This window comes from Sandaracinobacteroides sayramensis (assembly GCF_022014495.1).
In the GTDB taxonomy this organism is placed as follows: domain Bacteria; phylum Pseudomonadota; class Alphaproteobacteria; order Sphingomonadales; family Sphingomonadaceae; genus Sandaracinobacteroides; species Sandaracinobacteroides sayramense.
Window position 1 is genome coordinate 13,153 of the sequence record NZ_JAKLSQ010000031.1, and the last position, 20,311, is coordinate 33,463.

Annotated in this window: 17 protein-coding genes and 1 tRNA gene; 14 read left to right on the forward strand and 4 right to left on the reverse strand. The window is 67.1% G+C overall.

Annotated elements, in window-relative coordinates:
- Positions 1-110: 110 nt before the first annotated feature.
- The 4 genes from otsB (at position 111) to L6Q21_RS16685 (ending at position 4,289) form a co-directional block, all read left to right on the forward strand.
- Positions 111-893, forward strand: a complete 783-nt coding sequence (gene otsB / locus L6Q21_RS16670) for a trehalose-phosphatase (protein WP_237831882.1) — start codon at positions 111-113, stop codon at positions 891-893.
- Positions 890-2,737, forward strand: a complete 1,848-nt coding sequence (locus L6Q21_RS16675) for a glycoside hydrolase family 15 protein (RefSeq protein WP_237831883.1) — start codon at positions 890-892, stop codon at positions 2,735-2,737. Before otsB ends, L6Q21_RS16675 begins: the two co-directional genes overlap by 4 nt.
- The gene (locus L6Q21_RS16680; RefSeq protein ID WP_237831884.1) at positions 2,734-4,113 is read left to right on the forward strand and encodes an alpha,alpha-trehalose-phosphate synthase (UDP-forming); all 1,380 of its coding nucleotides are present in this window, start codon (positions 2,734-2,736) and stop codon (positions 4,111-4,113) included. Before L6Q21_RS16675 ends, L6Q21_RS16680 begins: the two co-directional genes overlap by 4 nt.
- Before the next feature lie 86 nt (positions 4,114-4,199).
- Positions 4,200-4,289: transfer RNA gene (locus tag L6Q21_RS16685), tRNA-Ser, on the forward strand.
- A 51-nt stretch (positions 4,290-4,340) separates the two neighbouring features.
- Here the strand turns inward: L6Q21_RS16685 and L6Q21_RS16690 are convergent.
- Both L6Q21_RS16690 and L6Q21_RS16695 read right to left on the reverse strand, forming a co-directional pair.
- Positions 4,341-4,490: a hypothetical protein gene (locus L6Q21_RS16690; RefSeq protein ID WP_237831885.1), complete on the reverse strand. Its 150-nt coding sequence runs from the start codon at positions 4,488-4,490 to the stop codon at positions 4,341-4,343.
- A 23-nt stretch (positions 4,491-4,513) separates the two neighbouring features.
- On the reverse strand, positions 4,514-5,083 hold the full coding sequence (locus L6Q21_RS16695; RefSeq protein ID WP_237831886.1) for a TetR/AcrR family transcriptional regulator: 570 nt from the start codon (positions 5,081-5,083) through the stop codon (positions 4,514-4,516).
- A 174-nt stretch (positions 5,084-5,257) separates the two neighbouring features.
- Here L6Q21_RS16695 and L6Q21_RS16700 point away from each other — a divergent pair, with 174 nt between their 5' ends.
- The 8 genes from L6Q21_RS16700 (at position 5,258) to L6Q21_RS16735 (ending at position 14,034) form a co-directional block, all read left to right on the forward strand.
- Positions 5,258-6,067 (forward strand): alpha/beta hydrolase family protein, encoded by an 810-nt coding sequence (locus tag L6Q21_RS16700; RefSeq protein WP_237831887.1) that lies wholly within the window; start codon positions 5,258-5,260, stop codon positions 6,065-6,067.
- 14 nt (positions 6,068-6,081) lie between these two features.
- On the forward strand, positions 6,082-6,735 hold the full coding sequence (locus L6Q21_RS16705) for a glutathione S-transferase family protein (RefSeq protein ID WP_237831888.1): 654 nt from the start codon (positions 6,082-6,084) through the stop codon (positions 6,733-6,735).
- A gap of 407 nt (positions 6,736-7,142) precedes the next feature.
- Entirely contained in the window at positions 7,143-7,841 is a 699-nt protein-coding gene (locus L6Q21_RS16710) for a type 1 glutamine amidotransferase domain-containing protein (protein ID WP_237831889.1), read from the forward strand.
- Positions 7,842-7,908: 67 nt separating this feature from the next.
- Complete coding sequence (locus L6Q21_RS16715) at positions 7,909-10,599, forward strand: LuxR C-terminal-related transcriptional regulator (protein ID WP_237831890.1); 2,691 nt, start codon at positions 7,909-7,911, stop codon at positions 10,597-10,599.
- A 58-nt stretch (positions 10,600-10,657) separates the two neighbouring features.
- Entirely contained in the window at positions 10,658-12,007 is a 1,350-nt protein-coding gene (locus L6Q21_RS16720) for an NAD(P)/FAD-dependent oxidoreductase (RefSeq protein WP_237831891.1), read from the forward strand.
- Between the two features lie 122 nt (positions 12,008-12,129).
- Complete coding sequence (locus tag L6Q21_RS16725; RefSeq protein WP_237831892.1) at positions 12,130-13,173, forward strand: aromatic ring-hydroxylating oxygenase subunit alpha; 1,044 nt, start codon at positions 12,130-12,132, stop codon at positions 13,171-13,173.
- Positions 13,174-13,201: 28 nt separating this feature from the next.
- Positions 13,202-13,603 carry a YybH family protein gene (locus L6Q21_RS16730; RefSeq protein ID WP_237831893.1) on the forward strand — a complete coding sequence of 134 codons (402 nt, stop codon included), beginning with the start codon at positions 13,202-13,204 and terminating at the stop codon, positions 13,601-13,603.
- A gap of 5 nt (positions 13,604-13,608) precedes the next feature.
- On the forward strand, positions 13,609-14,034 hold the full coding sequence (locus L6Q21_RS16735) for an SRPBCC family protein (protein WP_237831894.1): 426 nt from the start codon (positions 13,609-13,611) through the stop codon (positions 14,032-14,034).
- A gap of 42 nt (positions 14,035-14,076) precedes the next feature.
- On the opposite strand, the gene L6Q21_RS16740 is transcribed toward L6Q21_RS16735, so the two are convergent.
- The gene (locus L6Q21_RS16740; RefSeq protein WP_237831895.1) at positions 14,077-15,102 is read right to left on the reverse strand and encodes an aromatic ring-hydroxylating dioxygenase subunit alpha; all 1,026 of its coding nucleotides are present in this window, start codon (positions 15,100-15,102) and stop codon (positions 14,077-14,079) included.
- 328 nt (positions 15,103-15,430) lie between these two features.
- Here L6Q21_RS16740 and L6Q21_RS16745 point away from each other — a divergent pair, with 328 nt between their 5' ends.
- Together L6Q21_RS16745 and L6Q21_RS16750 are read left to right on the forward strand one after the other, a co-directional pair.
- Positions 15,431-17,518, forward strand: coding sequence for a TonB-dependent receptor (locus L6Q21_RS16745; RefSeq protein WP_237831896.1), 2,088 nt, complete (start codon positions 15,431-15,433; stop codon positions 17,516-17,518).
- Positions 17,519-17,540: 22 nt separating this feature from the next.
- On the forward strand, positions 17,541-17,987 hold the full coding sequence (locus L6Q21_RS16750; RefSeq protein ID WP_237831897.1) for an SRPBCC family protein: 447 nt from the start codon (positions 17,541-17,543) through the stop codon (positions 17,985-17,987).
- A gap of 71 nt (positions 17,988-18,058) precedes the next feature.
- Here L6Q21_RS16750 and L6Q21_RS16755 read toward each other — a convergent pair whose 3' ends face one another.
- Positions 18,059-20,203, reverse strand: a complete 2,145-nt coding sequence (locus tag L6Q21_RS16755) for a TonB-dependent siderophore receptor (RefSeq protein WP_237831898.1) — start codon at positions 20,201-20,203, stop codon at positions 18,059-18,061.
- Positions 20,204-20,311 lie beyond the last annotated feature (108 nt).

A 20,311-nucleotide genomic window follows, 5' to 3' on the forward strand; every position in this document is an offset into this window, starting at 1 on the left:
AATCCCCTTTTGCCGGCAAATGCTTCGCCGCCTGGCTCGGAAAACGGCTCGTCCCGCCTGAGGCTCCGTCCGTCCCCTTTGTGCGCCGCAGCAGGGCGGGACGGGCTAACATGCGCGCGATGGCCCATTCCGAAACCCTGTCGCCGGCCCCTGCCCTTTCCCCCCTTGCCCCGCCGCCACGCCTTGCGCTCGACCGGATCGCCCTGTTCCTGGATTTCGACGGCACGCTGGCGGAAATCGTGCCCACACCGGACGAGGCCCGGCTGGACGCCGCGCTCGGCCTGACGCTCGCCCGCCTGTCGGAACGGCTGGACGGCCGGCTGGCGATCCTCTCCGGGCGGGACGTGAAGACGCTGGCGCGGCTGACGGGGCTTCCCGGCCTCCCCATGGCCGGCGTGCACGGGCTGGAACGCCGACGCGCTGGCGGCCGGCTGCAGCGGCCGGCGCCCGCGGGCGGAATGGAAGGCGCCCGCATGCGCCTCAACGATCTGGTCGCCCGCGAGCCCGGGCTGCTGCTGGAGGACAAGGGGCTGTCGCTGGCGCTGCATTATCGCGGCGCGCCGGGGCTGGCCTCCGTCGCCCACAGCCGCGCCCGGCTGGTGGCCGAGCAGTTCGGGCTGGCGCTGCAGACCGGCAAGATGGTGATCGAGCTGCGCCAGCCCGGCGCCGACAAGGGCATGGCGCTGAACGCCTTCATGGCCGAGCCGCCGTTCGCGGGCGCCCTGCCCTGGATGCTGGGCGACGACGACACCGACGAGAGCGCCTTCGCCGCCGCCGTCGCCGCCGGCGGCGGCGCGGTGCGCATCGGCCCGGCCCGCGCCGGCACGGCGGCGACGCATGGCCTGGCGGACGTGCCGCAAGTGGCCCGCTGGCTGGAGGAACTGGCCCGATGACCTCCGCCACAAGGTCCGGCACAGGTGGGCTCGGCACAGGGGAGCCCGGCTGGGGCACGCTGAACCTCGCCCCCATCGGCAATTGCACCGTCGCCGCCCTTGTCGACCGGCAGGCCCGCTTCGTCTGGGCCTGCCTGCCACGCCTCGACGGAGACCCTTTCTTCCCCGCCCTGCTGCGGGGCGAGGACCCCGCCGGCGACGGCAGCGCCGGCCACTGGTCGATCGACCTCGACGGCTACGCCTTCAGCCGGCAGGACTATGTCCGCAACTCCGCCGTGCTGCGCACCATCCTCGTCTCCGACCGGGGCGACGAAGTGGAGGTGGTGGATTTCGCCCCGCGCTTCGCCCGGCAGGGGCGCGTCTACCGGCCGACCGCCTTCGTCCGGGTGATCCGGCCGCTGGCGGGCGCGCCGCGAATCCGCGTGCGGCTGCGCCCCATGGCCGACTGGGGGGGAAGCCTGCCCGAAATCACCTCCGGCTCCAACCATGTCCGCTATCTGGCGAGGCCGCAGCCGATGCGGCTGACGACGGACATTCCCGTCGGCCACATATTGGACGAGCGCTGGCACCGGCTGGAAGGCCCGCGTGTGATGTTCCTGGGGCCGGACGAGCCGTTCAGCGGCGACCTCTCCCATGGCATCCGCCAGATGTACGACGCGACCGTCGCCGACTGGCAGACATGGGTGCGCGGGCTGGCCCTGCCGCTGGAGTGGCAGAAGGTGGTGATCCGCGCCGCGATCGCGCTGAAGCTCTGCGTGCATGAGGAAACCGGCGCCATCGTCGCGGCGCTCACCACGTCCGTGCCCGAGGCCGCCAATTCCGGCCGCAACTGGGACTATCGCTACTGCTGGATCCGCGACGCCTATTACACCGTGCAGGCGCTGAACCGGCTGGGCGCGCTGGACGTGCTGGAAAATTATCTGGGCTTCCTGCGCAACATCGTCGATTCCGCCGCCGGCGGGCATATCCAGCCGCTCTACGGCATCGGCTATGAAGCCGCCCTTCCCGAGAGCATCGCCCCCGCCCTTCCCGGCTATCGCGGCATGGGGCCGGTGCGCGTCGGCAACCAGGCGCACGAGCATCTGCAGCATGACGCCTATGGCCAGATCATCCTCTCCTCGGTGCAGGCCTTCTTCGACGAGCGGCTGTTCCGCCCCGGCAACCTTGCCGATTTCGAGGCGCTGGAGCAGGTGGGCGACCGCGCCTTCGCGCTGCACGACCAGCCGGACGCCGGGCTCTGGGAATTCCGCACCCGCGCCCGCATCCACACCTATTCCGCGCTGATGTGCTGGGCCGCCTGCGACCGGCTGGCGAACGCCGCCGGGGTGCTCGGCCTGCCCGAACGGCAGGCGCACTGGGCAGCGCGCGCCGACACCGTCCGCGCCCGGATCGAGGCCGAGGCCTGGAGCCGGGAAATCGGCAGTTTCTCCGCCAGTTTCGGAACAGCGGAGATCGACGCCAGTTTGCTGCAGATGATCGACCTGAAATTCCTGGACGCCGCCGACAAGCGCTTCACGGGCACCTTCGCCGCTGTCGAAAAGGCGCTGCGCCGGGGCGACCATATGCTGCGCTACATCGAGCCCGACGATTTCGGCCAGCCCGAGACCGCCTTCAACTTCTGCACCTTCTGGCTGATCGAGGCGCTGCACCTCTCCGGCCGGACGGAGGAGGCAAGGCGGCTGTTCGAGACGACGCTGGAGCGGCTGACGGCGAGCGGCCTGCTGTCCGAGGACAGCGACATCGAGACCGGCGAATTGTGGGGCAATTTCCCGCAGACCTATTCGCTGGTCGGCCTCATCAACTGCGCCGGGCTTCTGTCCCGCCCCTGGACCTCCGTCCGATGACGGGGCGAAGACGGCTGGTGGTGGTGTCCAACCGCGTGGCCGCGCCGCGCGCCGGCAGCCCCGGCAACCAGGGCGGGCTGGCGGTGGCGCTGGAATCCGCCCTGAAGCAGACGCGGGGCATCTGGTTCGGCTGGTCCGGCGAAACGGTGGACGAGTTCAACGGCCATATCCGGCTGGAGCGCAACCAGGGCATCACCACCGCCACCATCGACCTGACGCCCGAGGATGTGGCGAGCTATTACGAAGGCTATTCCAACCGCACGCTCTGGCCGCTGTTCCACTACCGCATCGATCTCGCCGAATACGACCGGCAGTTCGAAGCCGGCTACGCCAGCGTCAACCGCCGCTTCGCCGAGACCCTGGCGCAGTTGCTGGACCCGGACGACATCGTCTGGGTGCACGATTATCATCTGATCCCGCTGGCGCGGGAATTGCGGGCGCTGGGCGTGTGCAACCGCATCGGCTTCTTCCTGCACACCCCCTGGCCGCCGGTGCGCCTGCTGACCACGCTGCCGGACCACCGCCAGCTCGTGGAGGCGCTGTTTTCCTACGACCTCCTCGGGTTCCAGGCGAGCGAATGGCTGGACAGCTTCACCGACTATGTGACTCGCGAGGCCGATGGCAGGCTGGGGCCGGACGGCGAGGTTGCGGGCTTCGGCCTGAAGACCGAGGCGGCGCTGTTCCCGATCGGCATCGACGCCGCCGCCTTCCGCCGCGCCGCGCAAAGCCCGGAGGCGCGGGCGATGGCGAAGCGCATGCGCACCTCCATCGCCGGCCGGCACATGCTGGTGGGGGTGGACCGGCTGGACTATTCTAAGGGGCTGGAGGAGCGCTTCCTCGGCTATGAGCGCTTCCTGTCCGAAGACCCGGAGTCGCTGAACCGGGTGTTCCTGCTGCAGATCGCCCCGCCGTCGCGCGAGGGGATCGGCAGCTATCAGGAAATCCGCGACAAGCTGGACCAGCTTTCCGGCCGTATCAACGGCGCCCATGCCGAGGTGGACTGGGTGCCGCTGCGCTATGTGAACCGGGGCTATTCCCGGCGGGAGCTGGCGGGCATCTTCCGCACCGCCCGCGTCGGGCTGGTGACTCCGCTGCGCGACGGCATGAACCTCGTCGCCAAGGAATATGTGGCGGCGCAGGATGCCGCCGATCCGGGGGTGCTGGTCCTCTCGCGCTTCGCGGGCGCCGCCGAGGATCTGGCGGAAGCGCTGCTAGTGAACCCCTTCAGCCAGGAGGACATCGCCGATTCCATCCGCCAGGCGCTGGCGATGGAAAGACCCGAACGCATCCGCCGCTGGGAGGCGCTGATGGCGCGGGTGGAAACGAACGACGTAGCGCACTGGCAAAAGGCCTTCCTCAGCCGGCTGGCCGGATAAGCGCCGCCGGGAGAATTCCGGTCTGGCGCCGGCCGCCCCATATCGCTATCCCGCTAACCGCTTGCCCCCGCGCCGGGCCGGCGCATGGACAGGTGGCCGAGTGGTTTAAGGCAGCGGTCTTGAAAACCGCCGTGGGGGTGACCTCACCGTGAGTTCGAATCTCACCCTGTCCGCCATTTCAGTCCCTGAGTGGGCACTGAGTTTACGCCACTTCCCGCCACGAGCGTCTATAGCAGCCGGGACTTCGATCCCATGATCCTGACTTCGCCTTCTGCGACCTCAACGCGCTGTGCGAGCGCGCGCATGTGGTCCCGACGATAGCCGCCGCCTTCCGGCCGGATACGTTCGCGGGCGGTCGTGGCGAACTTGCGCAGCATCTGCGGCGTCACGGTTTGTCGCGTCAGTCTCGGATCAGTTGCGCTGCCGCCTCGCCGGCACTGTCCATATAGCTTGGGTCGCGGTGGAGCAGGACGACGGCGAAGGCGCCATCCAGCAGCAGCAGGACCTGGCGCGCCAGCAGGCGGGCGTCTTCTGGCAGGCGAGATTCCTCGAACACCGAACACAGCCAGTCCTCGACCCGCTTCTTGTGGGCGCGGCCAGCCAGGATCGCAGGATGTCCCGGCAGGTGGATGAGTTCGACCGAGGTGCGCAGGAAGCCGCACCCTTTCCATTTCGGATGCCGCGCGGAAGCGGAAAGCTGGCGGAAGATGCCTTGCACCTTGTCGGCCGTAGTCCCTTCGGTTTCTGCGAACCAGCGTTGGAACAGGGCGAGATTGGGCTGATCGCGCGTTTCCAGATACGCGGCGATCAGATCGTCCTTGCTGCGGAAGTGATAGTAGAGCGTCCGCTTGGTGAGCCCGGACTTCTCGGCAACGGCGTCGACGCTGACGGCGCGGATGCCATCGGCGTGGAACAGCTTTCCAGCGGCGTCGAGGATACGCTTTCGGGTGGGGACATCGGTTCTGGCCATGCCCCAATGTATACCGACCAGTGAATATACTCAATCGGCCGCTGCATCTATCGTATCGGCATGCGAAACCTGTCTTCACATCCCACAGCCATGGAAGGACGACCGGTCGAAATCGTCTGCCGGGACGGAGTTCGGCTTTCCGGCCATTTCTGGCGTGCCGGGCGCGCCAATCCCATGGGGATAGTCATCGTGAATCCCGCGACCGGAGTTCCGGCGCGCTATTATGGCCGTTACGCCCGCTTCCTTGCAGAGCACGGATTCGATGTTCTCACCTACGACTATCGGGGCATCGGATCGTCGAGGCCTAAGACCCTGCGCGGTTGCGGTTATCGCTGGCGCGACTGGGGCGAGCAGGATTTTGAAGCAGCCATAAGCTTCGCCGAGCATCATGGCCGTGGCGGCAAGCTGGTCGTCGTCGGGCACAGTATCGGCGGTTTTCTGCCCGGCCTCGCGCCCAGCGCTCACCGGATTGACCGAATGCTGACGGTCGGTGCGCAATATGCCTGGTGGGGTGATTACGCCTCGCATCGCCGGCTTGCCCTGTTCCTCAAATGGCATGTGGCGATGCCCGCATTGACATTTGCGTGCGGCTATTTCCCCGGCCGCCGGCTGGGTTGGCTTGAAGACCTGCCGGCGGGCGTCGCTCTTGAATGGAGTTTTCGCAGGTCGCGTTTCGAGCGCAGCCATCCGCGCGCGGAGAGAAGTCGCGCGCTGGACCGCATGTCGGCCGTTACAGCGCCGATCCTGGCGGTGGCTGTTTCCGACGACGAGCTTGGAACAGCGGCCGCCATCCGCCGCGCGCTTAACTATTATACAGGGGCCGCAAGAAGCGCGGTCCTGCTTCGGCCGCCAGACTACGGCCGCGACAGGATCGGCCATTTCGGCATGTTCCACGACAGTCACGCCGCCGGCTTCTGGCTCGATACGCTCTTGTGGCTTGGCGATGGTCGCAATCCCTGGCCAGGTCACGTCATCCATCCCTGAAACGGAGGCTGTCCATGCACCGTCTTTACCATTCGCCGGGAGCCTGCTCCCTTGCCGTCCACATCGTGCTGGAGGAGATCGGCCAACCCTATGAGGCCGAAATCCGTTCGGCCAGGAATGGCGAGGGCACGACGACGGCGGACTATCTGGCACTCAATCCGAAAGGCCGCGTGCCGGCGCTGACAGGCGTCCCCGGCGGCTCCGGTGGCGCATCGGACCTTTTGACCGAAGCGGTCGCCATCCTGATGTTTCTGGCCCGCCGCAATCCCGAAGCCAGATTACTGCCCAGCGATCCGGCCGGCGAAGCACGGTGCCTGGAATGGCTGAGCTGGATGTCCGTCGATCTCCACGGCATCGGCTACGGCCAGCTTTGGCGTCCCCATCGGTTCGTGCCCGACGCCGCGCTCCATGAAGCGGTAAAGACCAGGGGAATGGAGAATATCCGCACGGCCCATGACCATATCGACCACATCCTGTCCGATGGCCGTGATTGGGCGGTTCCGGGCCGATACACTGTCGTCGATGCCTATCTTGTCGTGTTCTGGCTCTGGGGCCGTCGCATCGGCCTCGACATGGAGGCGGAGTGGCCGAACTGGGGGCGGCTGATGCGCAAGGTGCTGGAACGGCGGGCGGTGAAGCAGGCGCTCAGGCAGGAAGGCATCGCCTGAGATCAACAGGATGAGGCCCGATCCGGGAGTCGTGCCGGAGTGAGATGCTCGAACAGGCGCCGCGCGGCAGGGGTCAATTGCGCGTCGCTGCGAATACAGGCGGACAATCGGCGCGTCGCACAATCGTCTGCAACCGGATCAGCCCTGTCGTTTTCCGCCATGGATTTCCGATCTGCCTTCTGTCGCTTGGATGCGAAATGGCGCGCGTGTCTCGACATGCTCTCGTTTGCCCTTCCTGCACCCCCCATCCAGGCATGCGGAGACTGAACCACCCGTATCGGCCCGGAGAACCCGCACCACGCATCCCTAGGCTGCGGCGCGCTTCACCATCTCCCTTTTGGTTGGGAGGCCATGGAGACGGCGCCGCAATAGTCTCCTGCATCGCGTTCTCACATTGGGGTGTCGGCATGGCAAAATCTGTTCTCTTCGTTCTCACATCGCACTCGGATCTCGGCGCATCCGGCCAGAAGACCGGCACCTGGCTGGAGGAACTGGCCTCCGCCTACTACCGTTTCCTGGACAGCGGCCATGAAGTCGCCCTCGCTTCCGTGTCGGGCGGTGCGGCGCCCCTTGATCCGGCAAGCCTCGAACAACCCTGGCTGACCGAGGCCGGGGTTCGATTCCAGTCCGACCCGGCCGCAAGCGGCGCGCTGGCGTCGACCGCTGCCCTCGCCGACATCGATCCGGCGCAGTTCCACGCCGTCTATTATGTAGGCGGTGCCGGGGCGGCCTGGGATTTCCCCACCGACCCGGACGTTCGCCGCGTGGCGGAAGCCGTCTACCGCCAGGAGGGTGTGGTGTCCGGCGTCTGTCATGGGGTGCTCGGGCTGACGACCGCGCTCGATCCGAACGGGCATCCGCTTCTGGCCGAACGCCGGGCGACGGGCGTCAGCAACAAGGAAGAAGAATTGACGGGGTTCGACAAGCTGGTTCCGGTGCTGCCGGAAGCGCGGCTGGTGGAACTGGGCGCGAGCTACAGCGCCGCAGCCGAGCCGTTCGGCGCCCATGTCGTCAGCGACGGCCGGGTGGTGACGGGGCAGAACCCCGCTTCGGCGCCGCTGGTGGCGGAAACGGTGATCGGTCTGCTGGCGGAACCGTCCGCCTGATGCCAGACTGACCGAAACAGCAAATCCTTGGGGGGGGTAGGAGCAGACATTACGCGGGAGGGAAGCGATGACGAGGATTCTCAGCCTTTCACAGCCGTCGGCGGGCCTTCAGGCCGCGCCGACGGCGGCGAAGCTTCGCCCTCCCCGCCGGCAGGCCTTTCACATCGAACGCCCGCACATCCTGGCGGAAATGCAATCGCCGCCAGGGGCGGTCACGCTGCTGACCGGCCCGCCGGGCTGCGGCAAGACGACCGCGCTCGCCGACCATTTCGCCCTGGGCAAGGCGCAGGGGCGGCGCATCCTGTGGCTTTCGCTGGGGCGGCAGGAAGACGATGTCGAAGGCATGTGCGATTCGCTTCTCCTCGGCTTTTGCGGCGGAGAGATCGGCATGGAGGCGAATCTGCGCCCGCCGGAAAACACCGACATCTATGTGGACGGGCTGGAAGCCATCCATGATCCCGGTGCGCTGGCGCTGATCGAAGGCTTCCTGCTGGACGTGCCGGCCAGCAGCCGCTGCTATGCCTCGGTGCACAATCTGCGCGGAGGCGAGTTCCATTACGGCCGCTTGCGCGGGCTGGTCAGGAGCGTGCCGCACGCCCTGTTCCGGCTGTCGGATGCGGAGGCGATGCAGATGCTGGGCCCGGAATGGCACCCATGGGACATCCAGAAGCTCAACCAGATCTGCGATGGCTGGGCGGCCGGCCTGCGCTTCATGGCGCTGGACCCGGCGGCGGCGCGCAAGCTGCTGAACGACGATCGTGGAAAGGCTTCCATACCGGTCGAGATGGCGGGCTATTTCGACGATGTCGTCTGCGCCTCGCTGAGCGAGGAGGAACTGGCGGCGCTGATGGACGCCAGCGTTCTGGAGCGCTTCACCGCCGAGGCGCTGACCGGGGTGCCGGATTGCCGCTGCACCTGGCGGCTGATCGAGGATCATGTCCGATCCGGCATATTCGTGCATTATCTGGACGAAGCCCGCCGCTGGGTGGCCTTCCACCCCGCCTTCGGCCGGCACATGCGGCATCGCCTGCGCTGCCTGGATCCGGCGCGCTTCGATTCCCTGCAGAAGTTCGCCGCCTCCTGGTTCCAGAAGAACGGTTTCGCGGTGGAGGCGATCCGCCACGCCTCGCAACTGACCGATCCGGTGCTTTCCGCCCGGATCATGGAGGATGCCGGCGCGCTGCTGGCGGAACTGGGCAACGGCCCGTTCCTGAACTGCGAAAAGCCGATTCCGGTCGAGCAGGCGGCAGGCCTTCCGATGGCCTTCCTCAGCCAGATATATCTGCAGGTGCGCACGGGGCGAATCGTGGAAGCGCGGCAGGCCTTCGAGCAGGTGCGCACCCTGACCCGGGGTTTCACCGATTTCGGCCAGGGAACGAATGCCGGCACGGAGGCGGTGTTCGCCCGCATCATCGAGACCGTCCTCGACATCACCGAGGATCGCGCGGTCGACAATGAGCGGATCGCCACGCTCGAGGACATGCTGACGCGATATGTCGGCACCAACCCGGTGACGGCGGCCAGCGTCGCCTCGCTGCTGGCCATCTCCTATATCGAGCTGTGCCGATACTCCGAGGCCGCGACCGTCTGCGACATCGGCATGAACGCGCTGCGCGAGCTCGGCTCCACCAAGGTGGCGATCTTCCTCAGGATCCACCAGGCCGCGGTCGCCCTTGCCTGCGAGACCGTCAGCAAGGCCGTGCTCTATATCGAGGATGGCTGCCGGCTGGCGCATGCGGAAAGCGACTTCGGCCGCTATGAAGTCCTCACCACGCAGATCCTGCGCGCGGAACTGCATTATGAAGCGAACGAGCTGGAAATGGCCCGGGCGCTTCTGGACCAGTCCGTGCCCGAGCTGAACGGAATCGGCGGCTGGCTTTCCCTGCGCGCGTCGGCCTTCACGGTGGCGGCTTCCATCGCCGGGATGGAAGGCGGCTATGAAGCGGCCGACGACTGTCTCCGCCAGGGCGAGCAGTTCGCGCGCCTCATGAACCTGCCCCGGCTGGAGCAGTTGCTGCTGATCGCGCGGATGCGGGAATACACCCGCGCCGGCATGTGGCGCGAGGCGACCGCGCTTCTGGAGCGGGCCGACTATCGCAACCTCATCGACCGGGAGAATATGTCGTTCGCCGAGCTGCGCTTCCAGCTTCCGGCCCTGCTGGAAACGGCGCGCTTCCTGGTGGAGCTGGGGCGGCCCACCGAGGCCGCGGCCTATCTGGAGCGCGTGAACAAGGCCTTCCTGGAGGAAAGCGACGTTCGGCTGCGCTTCACCTTCCGGCTGCTGGCGATGCGGATCGCCTTCAGCGTCAGGCGCTACAACGCCGCGGTCGAGCATATGCTGGTGGCGCTGGAGCTTGCGGTGAGAGCCGGGCTGCTGCGCCGCGCCGTGACCAACCGGGCGGCGATACTGGAGGTCTACGACTGGTCGGTGCGCAACGGCCGGAAGCATCCCGTGCCGGTCTCGCGCTTCGTGAACGACGTGCTGCGCGGCGCCGACGCCAGCGAATGCGGCAGCGTCATCCTCAACCGTCGCCCCCGGCATGGGCCGGCGGCCGTCACGCCCAATTTCACGCTGAGCCCGCGCGAAACGGAAATCATGGTGCTGATCGCCGAAGGCTATATGACCAAGGAAATCGCGACGCGGCTGGTCATTTCCGAAGGCACGGTGAAGACGCACCGCAAGAAGATCCATGAGAAGCTGGGCGTTCTGAGCAAATCGCAGGCGATCGCCCGGGCGAGGGAGTTGCTGATAATCTAGCCTATCCACCCTTTCGCCGAGTGGCGCGGGTGCCGCGCCTCCTCTTGTCATCGCCCGCATGGCAAGAAGCAGCACGAACCTCGACCCGATGGCGCTGGGACGCAGCCTGTGGCAACGGACGGCGCCCCCCTTCGAGCGGGCGGGCGGGCATTTCCATGAGGCCGCCGCGGAAGTCGCCATTGTCGGCGGCGGCTACTCCGGGCTCTCGGCGGCGCTGCATCTGGCGATGGACGGGCGCGACGTGGCGCTGGTCGAGGCGGAGGAACCCGGCGCCGGCGCTTCCGGGCGCAACGCGGCCGGATGGCTTCCGCAATATCTGGACCGGACCCCGGCCGATGTCGAGAAGCTGCTGGGTGGGGAGCGCGGTCGGGCGCTCAACGCGATGATCGCCGAATCCGCGCGGCTTGTGCCGAAAATCGTCCGCCGCCACCGGATGCAGATGGACATGCGGCAATCCGGAATCCTCGTCGCTTCCGGAGAGCCGGCGCAGGCCGGGGCCGCGCGCGAACTGGCCGCCGCGTGGAACGCGCGCGGCGGCGCCGTGCGTTTCACCGGCACGGCCGAGGTGCAGCGCCTCGGGGGCAGCGACCGCTTCGCCCATGGGCTGATGTTCGAAGAAGCGGGAACGCTCAATCCGCTGGCCTATGCCCGGGGGCTGGCCCATGCCGCTTCGCTTGCCGGCGCCCGGCTTCACTGCGGCGCGCCGGCGCTTCATCTGCACCCCGCTGGCGATGGCTGGCGGCTGGAAACGGCGGCCGGGCGCATCCGGGCCCGGCATGTGCTGATCGCGACGGAGGGCCATGAAGCCAATGACAGCCTCTGGCCCGGGCTTTCGCGCGCCTGCTATCGCCTGCCGATGGCGGTGGTCGCCTCGGAGCCGGTTCCGGCGCTCGTCAGCCGGCTGATGCCGGCGGCGGTGCCGATCGCCGACGGCAACAAGGCCAATCCGCTTTGGATCATGGCCGATGCCGAAGGCCGCCTCGTCGCCTCCCTGCCGCCGCCCCGTTCCGACGACCTTGCCGCCGGAGCAGTCGCCCGGCATGTCGAGGCGAAGCTCAACCGCCTGCACCCCGGGCTTCCGGCCATTCCATGGTCGCGCTTCTGGATGGGGCATGTGGCCCTGTCCGCCGAGCGTATCCCGGCGCTGCGCGAACTCGCCCCCGGCGTGCACGCGATCGGCGGCTACTCCGGGCAGGGGATCGGGGCCGCGACGGCCGCCGGCCGGGAATATGCGCGCCTGATCGCCGCCGGCGGCGACCCGGCCGCAAGCCGCCTGCCGCTGCTGCCGCTTTCCACGGTGCCGATGCGGCGCGCCGTCCCCTGGCTCTACCGCCATGTCCTGGCGCCGCTCGGCCGGGCAACCGACCGGAGCTATCGCCGGCCGCCGGCCGCCGCCGTGGAGGACTGACCCTGACTGGCCGGCGACGGGCCTCCCCCCCTCCCGCCGGCCGTCCCCCCTTTGGTTGGCTTTCTGGGCCTCGCCGCGCACCTCATGTTTTGCCCATCGACAAAGGCGATGAGGGTAAAGCCATGCACGGAACCGGTAGCGACGAGAAAGACAGGATCTACCCCCGCGAGCCCATTCCGGTCGCGGAACGCAGGCGCGTCACCAGCACGGAGGTGCCGCACGAAGGGCATGGCGGGCTTTTCAGCCAGTCCTGGTTCCCGATCGCGCTGTCGTCGGAAGTGCCGGTCGGCGCCATCGTCGGCAAGGACTTCCTGGACGGCCGGGTGGTCGTCTATCGCGGCGCCGACGGCGTGGTGCGGATCCAGAGCGCCTATTGCCCGCACATAGGCGCCGACCTTTCCGTCGGCACGGTGGTGGAGAACCGTGTGCAATGCGCCTTCCACCGCTGGGAATATGATGAGAACGGCATGTGCGTGAAAACCGGCGCCGGCCTGCCGCCGCCGCGCGACGCCTGCCTCTTCACCTTCCCGGCGCAGGAACGCTTCGGGATGATCTATGTGTTCAACGGCACCGAGCCATTGTGGGACCTGCCGGATTTCGAATATGCCGACGACGAGCTCGTCGCCAGCCCGTTCGTCTCCGAGCTCTACACCTGCGACCCTTGGATCTTCGCCTCCAACACGCCCGACACCCAGCATATCGCCGTGGTGCACGGCTTCCGCTTCAAGGCGAACGACCCCTCCGAGGCGATCAACTGGGAAGAGTGGGGCTTCCGCATGAAAATCGACGCCTGGCACCAGAACGACGAGGAACTCGCCTGGGAAGCCGGCATCTACGGCAGCAGCATCTTCCTGCAGCAGGGCCTGACCGACGGCTGGTGGATGGGGATCGCCGCCGGCTTCTCGCTGCCCCGCCCCGGCACGCACCATGTGTTCCTGTCGGTGCTGGTCCGGAATGTGGAGACGGAAGGCGGCAAGAGCATCGCCGAACGGCTGGAATATGGCCGGATGCTGCTGGCGCGCACGGCGGCCGAAGACAAGCCCATCCTGGATTCGATCCACCACCGGGTCGGCTATCTGACGAAGGCCGACACGGCGTTGGCCAAATATTTCAATTTCATGAAGAAATACCCGCGCGCGCACCCTTCGCGCGACTTCATCAACTGATCTTTGCAACCGAGCGAAAGCGACAGCCATGCCCATCGACGCGCCCGACGATATCAAGCGCATCATCAAGGAACGCAGCGACATCTTCGAACGCCATTTCGCCGCCGGCGACGCCGCCGCGCTGGTGCGCGACTATTATGTGCCGGATTCGATGGCGCCGCTGGTCTCGGCCGGCGACGGTCCGGCGATCCTTGGCCATGCCGCGATCACCAGCCTGTTCGAAGCCTTCACCGCCGGCTTCGAGAAGGCCCGGCAGGTGCCGCGCTTCATCAGCGCCGGCACCGACCTCGCCTATGAAGTCTCCAACTCCTATCTGACGCCCAAAGGCGGCGGGGACGAGGTGGAGTATCGCTATGTCGCCACCTGGCGGCGCTGCGACGATGGCTGGCGGGTGGAGGCGGACTTCTTCGCCCCCGGCCCGCTGGTCTAGCCGCCATGGCCGAGTTCGAGACCGCCGCCCGCTTCGAGGCGCCGGCCGCCGCCATATGGCCGTTTGTCAGTTGGGACGGCATGCCGTGCCTCGTGGAGGGCGGCTTCTTCACGGCGGCCGATTTCCCGGCCGGCCCGGAAATCCGCCCCGGCGCGCTCCGCCGTGTTTCCACGGCCAATGGCGTGTTCGTGGAACGGCTGGAGGAATATCGGGCGGAGGATCATTATTACCGCTACCGCCTGATCGACACGGGGCCTTTCCCCCTCACGGACTATGTGGGCGTGGTGGTCGTCACGCCGGCCGGTTCCGGCTGCTGCCTGAAGTTCGGCCACAGCGCCACGCTGGTGGATACAGACGCCGCAAGCTGGCGGGAAAGCTGGCTGGCGATCGAAAACCAGGTGTTCGACTTCATCCGCGGGCGTCTTGCCTGAACGGGCGTTTGCCGGCGGGCCAGCCCGCCGGCAAACGCCGCTTCAGGCTTCTTCCGCCCGCAAGCGGTCCAGCGTGCGGCGGACGAGAATCCCGGCCTGGTCGGTCTTCAGGATCAGCGGCTGCATCTCCCAGAAATCGCGCCCGGCCATCCGCGCCTGCACGGCCGCGATCATCGGCTCATCCTCTTTGCGGAAGGCGTGCTCGGCGATAGCCTCCAGCGCCTTCGTCACCTCGTCGTTGCCCGGCGCGAAGGTGCGGAACAGCAGGTAGCGGTAGACGCTGTTCGCCTCGTCGACCGGAGTCAGCATGTGCACGCTGCCCAGAAAGCCCCCCTCCGCGCGCGGGCGCCCCGTCAGCGTCACCCCCACTTCCAGATAATAGGCGCCCGGGGCGTCCCAGCGCATCTCGTTCCAGTAGTCCACCCGGTCGCCGGCCTGCACCACAGCCGGCAGCACGAACAGCGTCGGCGCGGCGCCATCGGGGTTCCAGCGGTTGGAATAGAGGCGATTGCCTTCCTGCCAGGTCCGCAGCGTGCCCGTGGCGATGGATTCATTCCCGAGCGTCGTCGGGTGCAGGAACTGGCCGTGGGTCAGGTCCATCAGATTGTCGAGGATCAGCTTGTAGTTGAGCGGCTGATGCATGATTTTCTCGCCGGACATCGTGTAGATGTCGATCTGGTTGAGCCAGGGGAAATCCGGGATCAGGCTTTCGTCCGCCCGCTCCGGCTCGCCCATCCAGATCCAGATGAAACGGTCGCGCTCCACGACCGGATAGGACCGCACCCGCGCCGCGCCCAGCCGCTTGCCGGGGTCGAAGGGGTTGTGGGCGCAGCGCCCCTCGGCGTTGAAGCGCAGGCCATGATAGGGGCATTCGATCGTGTCGCCGACGATCTTTCCCATGTGCAGCGGCGCGAAGCGGTGGGGGCAGGTGTCGGAAAGGGCGATCGGCTGGCCGGCCTCGCCGCGGAACAGCAGGATATGCTCCCCGATGATCCGGGCATGGAAAGGCTCGCCACGCAACTCGCTGCCCCAGGCGGCGGCATACCAGCAGTTCCTGACGAAACCCATCCCTTTCCCCTTTTCCTGTAGCCCTGCCGGCCGGCGGCGAACGCCGTTTCCGGGAGGATGATCCAGATTTTCCGGCAAGGCTGCCGCCGCCCTCGCCTGCCGTCCACTAAACCAAAGGGAGGAGCCGGCTGCCGGCGAACCTCTCCCCCTTTTTGTTGACTGGAGCGCTCCACTTTCCGGTGGCGTCATTGCCGGCATATTGCTGCGCGGCATCATCCGAAGGGCATCATAAGCTCCGGGGATGCAGAGGCGGGCAAGGGGAGGTGTCGGAAAAAACGCCAAGTCAGGGAGAGCTGGGGTGAATCATATCTGGATTTCGTCGACCGCAATGGCGCTTGTGGTCGCAACGGCGCCCGCGCATGCGCAACCGGCAGGTGGCGGGGAAACCGACGGCAGCCGGAACGCCGAGCAGGATCTGGTGGTGACGGCGCGCAGATGGTCGGAAAGCATCCGCGAAATCCCCGACACCATCCAGGCCTTTTCCTCCGCCTCGCTGGAGCGCGCCGGAGTCGAATCCATCTCCGACATGACGCAGATGGTCTCCGGCTTCCGGGTGGTCGAAGCGCAGCAGCCCGGCGTCGTTCTCATCAACATCCGCGGCATCGGCCAGGTCAGGAACGGCGAATCCCCGATCGCGGTGGTGGTGGACGGCGTGCAGCAGAATTCGCCCAACCAGATCACACAGGACCTGCTCGACGTGGAGCGGATCGAAGTGCTGAAAGGCCCGCAAGGCTCTCTCTACGGCCGCAACGCCATCGGCGGCGCCATCATCATCACCACCAAGCCCCCCGCCGAGGAATTCGGCGGCAGCGCCGAGGCCGGCTATGCGCAGGGGAATGAGTTCAGCGCCCGCGCGACGGTTTCCGGCCCGCTCGGGGAAAGGATGGGCTTCCGCCTCGGCGGCAGCTACCTGAACCGCGACGGCCAGATCTACAACAGCACGCTCGACACCAAGGTCGATTACAACGAAGTCTGGGCGGTGCGCGGCAGCCTGGTCGCCAATCCGGTCGACGCCGTCACCGTCGACCTGCGGGGCAGCCACTACAATCAGGAAGCCGGCGCCTCCTGGTATCGCCCCGGCCCCGCCAATGCCCCGCGCGAGCCGGTGATCGGCAACCTGCTGGGCTGGGCCGAGCGCAAGCTGACCGACATCTCCGGCAAGGTGGAAGTCGATCTGGGCGGGCCGACGCTGACATCCATCACCGCCTATTCCAAAGTGAAGTCCGACCTGTTCGAGGAGCTGGACTGGGAGCCGCTCGATCTCGTCGCCGCGACCCAGCTTCTGGATGTGGAAGCCTGGAGCCAGGAGTTCCGCCTGACCTCGGACGACAGCGGGCCGCTGCGCTGGATGGCGGGGCTCTACTATCTGGACACGAGACGCTTCCTCGACACCACCGTCTATATGCAGCCCGACCTCACCGGCCTGCCCGCCCCGATCGCCGCCTCCCGCCTGGCCACGCGCGACCGCAACCGCGCCTATGCCGCCTTCGGCCAGCTCACCTACAAGCTGACGGATGCGCTGGAGCTGACCGCCGGCCTGCGCTACGATATCGACCGGCGCAAGCAGCATGACCTGACTCCGCCCACGCCGACCGCGCCGACGCAGTTCAAGGCCACCTACCGGTCGCTGCAGCCGAAATTCTCCCTCGCCTACAGCTTCGACGACGGCACCCTCGCCTATGCCACGGTGGCCAAGGGCTTCCGCAGCGGCGGCTTCAACTCGAACGATGTCGTCACCCGGGAATTCCGCAAGGAAGAGCTGTGGAGCTACGAGCTGGGCTTCAAGACGGCCTTCGCCGACAACAGGCTGTATCTGAACGGCGCCCTGTTCTTCATCGACATTTCCGACCGGCAGGTGGCGGGCCTCGACCTGACGACCGGCCCGGCGCAGTTCATCGCCAACCCCATCCCGCGCTCGACGGTGCGCGGCGCCGAGATCGAGCTCAACGCCCGCCCGCTCGAAGGGCTGGACCTGTCGTTCGGCGGCAGTTTCCTCAGCACCAGGATCAACGAATATGACCAGTCGGTGTTCGCCGGGACGGCCGCCAACGGAGACTTCACCGGCAACCGGCTGAACCAGGTGCCGCGCTATTCCATCAACGCCGCCGCCCAGTATACGGCGGAACTGGGCGGCCGCAGCCGCCTGATCTCCCGCATGGACGTGACCGGCTGGGGCGGCGATTATTATTGGGAGATCAACAACGCCGACCTGCAGAACCCGGTGTGGCTGTTCAACGCCCGGCTGACCTGGGAAATCGGCGACGTCTCGGTGACGGCCTTCGCCCGGAACCTGTTCAACCGCCGCTACGACCTGGAGTTCGTGCCGGTCGAATTCGCTGGCACGGTGACCGGCGAGGATGTCGGCGGCGCCGCGCCGCCGCGCCAGCTCGGCGCCAGCTTCAAATTGCTTTTCTGAACCGGCAGGAAGGACGAACAAGATGGGACTGCTCATTCTGGCCGAACGGATCGAGGCCCCGGCGGACGCGGTGTGGCGCTATGTCGGCTGGCACGGCGTCGCCGAGCTCGACCAATATTCGGGCGGCCTGTTCCGCAGGATCGAATTCCATGGCGACGAGCCGTCGGTGGGGATCGTGAAGATCATCCACCCGATCGAAGGCCTGCCGATCCATGAGCGGATGGACGCTTTCGACGCCGGGACCCGCACCTATCGCTACAGCCTGCTGGATGTGGGCTCGCTTCCCGTCACCGATTATCGCGGGCTGGTGAAGGTCACCCCGGCCGGGCCGGACGCCTGCCATCTGAAGATCGAATGCCAGTTCACGGCGGTGGGCGTGACGGAGGAGGCGTGGAGCGACACCTGGTTCGCCATGGAGCGCGGCCTGCTGGCGGAAATCCGCGCGCGGGTGGAAAAAGCGCCCGCCTGAGCCCTTCCCTTCCGCCTGCCGTCGCCCCGGCGCGGCCGTCATCCCGGCAAGGCTGTCACCAGGCAAGGCTGTCAGAAGGTCTTGGTGACCGTTGCCGTCACCTGCCGCGCCTGGCCGAAGAAGCAGCCCATCGGCCCGGTGCAGCGTCCGGCGTAGCGCTTGTCGAAGATGTTGCTGCCGTTCACCCCGAAGCGCCAGCCCGGAATGCTGTAGTGCAAGGCGGCGTCGAACAGGGTCACGCCCGGGCTGGTATAGACGTCCGGCGTCCAGACGGAGGGGATATTGCCCGGCGTTTCGCTGAGATGGCGGATGCCAAGGCCACCGCCGGCGCCGGCCAGCGTTCCCGTGGATTTGGTGTAGTCCACGAACAGCGAGGCCTTGTGGCGCGGCTGCGCCGGCAGGCGCGCGTCCTGCTCCAGCACGATGTTGCTTTCGGTGATCCGGGCGTCGGTGTAGCTGTAGGAGGCGTTCACGCTCAGCTGCTCGCGGATGCGCGTCACCAGCTCCAGCTCGAAGCCCTTCGATTCCACTTCGCCCGTCTGCACCTTGCCGCCAGGGCGGTTCACCTGATCGGGATCGTCGGTGACGACGTTCGACTGCCGGATATGGAAGACGGCGGCGGTGGCGAACAGGCGGATGTCGTCGCCCAGCCCGCGCGCGTCATATTTCACCCCGGCCTCCCACTGGCGGCCGCTGGTGGGGGAGAAGGCCTCGCCCGCGAACGTCGCGCCGACGACCGGCTGGAACGACGTTCCGTAGCTCAGATAGGGGGCGATGCCGCTGGCGTCGTCCACATAGGTGAGGCCGGCGCGCCAGGTGAACTTGTTCTGCTTCTTCTCCAGATCCTTGGTGTAGTCGCTGATCCGGGTCCAGTCGTGGCGGGCGGAGAGCGTCAGGATGAAATCGCCTACCTTCGCCTGGTCCTGCACATAAAGGCCGGTCTGCCGCAGCCGCTGGTCGCTGAAGATGGTGTTTAGCTCGGGAACGGCGATCGGCGCCTGGCTGTAGACGGGGTTGAACAGGTCGATCGTCGGCACGTTCATGTCGAAGGCGAAGGCGGCGGTCTCCCGGTAGTTGCGATAGTCCAGCCCCACCAGGAAGCGGTGCTCGACGATTCCGGTCTCCAGATTGCCGTCGAACCGGCTGTCCACCGCAAACTGGGCCACATCGTCCTGATAGGGGTAGTTGGCGCGATAGACGGTGCGGTTGTCGGCATCCAGCGCCGTGCCATAGATGATCTGCTGATATTCATGATATTCGCTCCAGCGCAGATTCTGCGTGAAGCGCAGCGCGCTGGAAAAGCGGTGCGTCAGCTCATAGCCGGCGGACCATTGGCGGCGGCGGTAGAAATTATAGTCCGGCTCGCCCAGGTTCACACCGCGCGGCACCCTGCCCACCGGGTTCGGAAACAGCACGCCCAGCGCCGGCAGGAAGCCGTTGGTGTCGCCCTCGATCTTGTCCCACTGGTAGAAGCCGAGCCCGGTGATCTTCGTGTCCATCCCCAGCTCGTAGCTGACGGCCGGCGCCACATAGGCGCGCTTCGCCGTCACATGGTCGGTCTGCCCGTCGCGGTCGCGGTAGAGGCCGGTCAGCCGCGCCGAAAGCCCGTTCGCGATCTCGCCCGTCACCGTGCCGGCGGCCTGCTTGAAATCGTCGGTGCCATATTTCACCTGCACCTCGCCGCCGGTGCGGGTGGAGGGGCGGCGGCTGGTGAGGTTGTAGATCCCGCCCGGTGGCGTGGTGCCGTAGAGCACGCCCGACGGCCCCTTCAGGATATCCACCGCCTCGAAGCCGTAGAGCTCGGCGCCGACATTGGCAATGGTGGCGCTGATCGGCGCGCGCAGGCCGTCGATATACTGGTCGGGAATGAAGCCGCGCAGCGTCAGGAAGTCGAAGCGCATGTCCGGCCCGTAATTCTCGCCGACGATGCCGGCGGTGTAGCGGACCGCCTGCTGCACGTCGACGAAGTTCAGCAGGTCGATCTGGTCGCGGGAGATGACCGACACCGACTGCGGAGTCTCGATAAGCGGCGCGGTGGTCTTGCTGGCGGTGATGGCGCCTTGCGGCACGAAGCGGCGGGCGGTGACGACGATGGCGCCATCGTCCTGGCGCACCGTCTCGATCCCCACACCCTCGTCGCTCGCGGCCGCTTCCGCCTCCTGCGCATGGGCGACGGCGGGGCCGACGAGGGCGACGCCCGCCAGAAGCGCGGCCATGAAGCCCAGATTTCTGCAAAGAACCGGCATTTGCGCAAACTCCCTGATCGTCCAGCCCTTGTCGGCCCGGCTGGCGCCTGCCACTGAGGTAAGTGATAATCAGTTGCA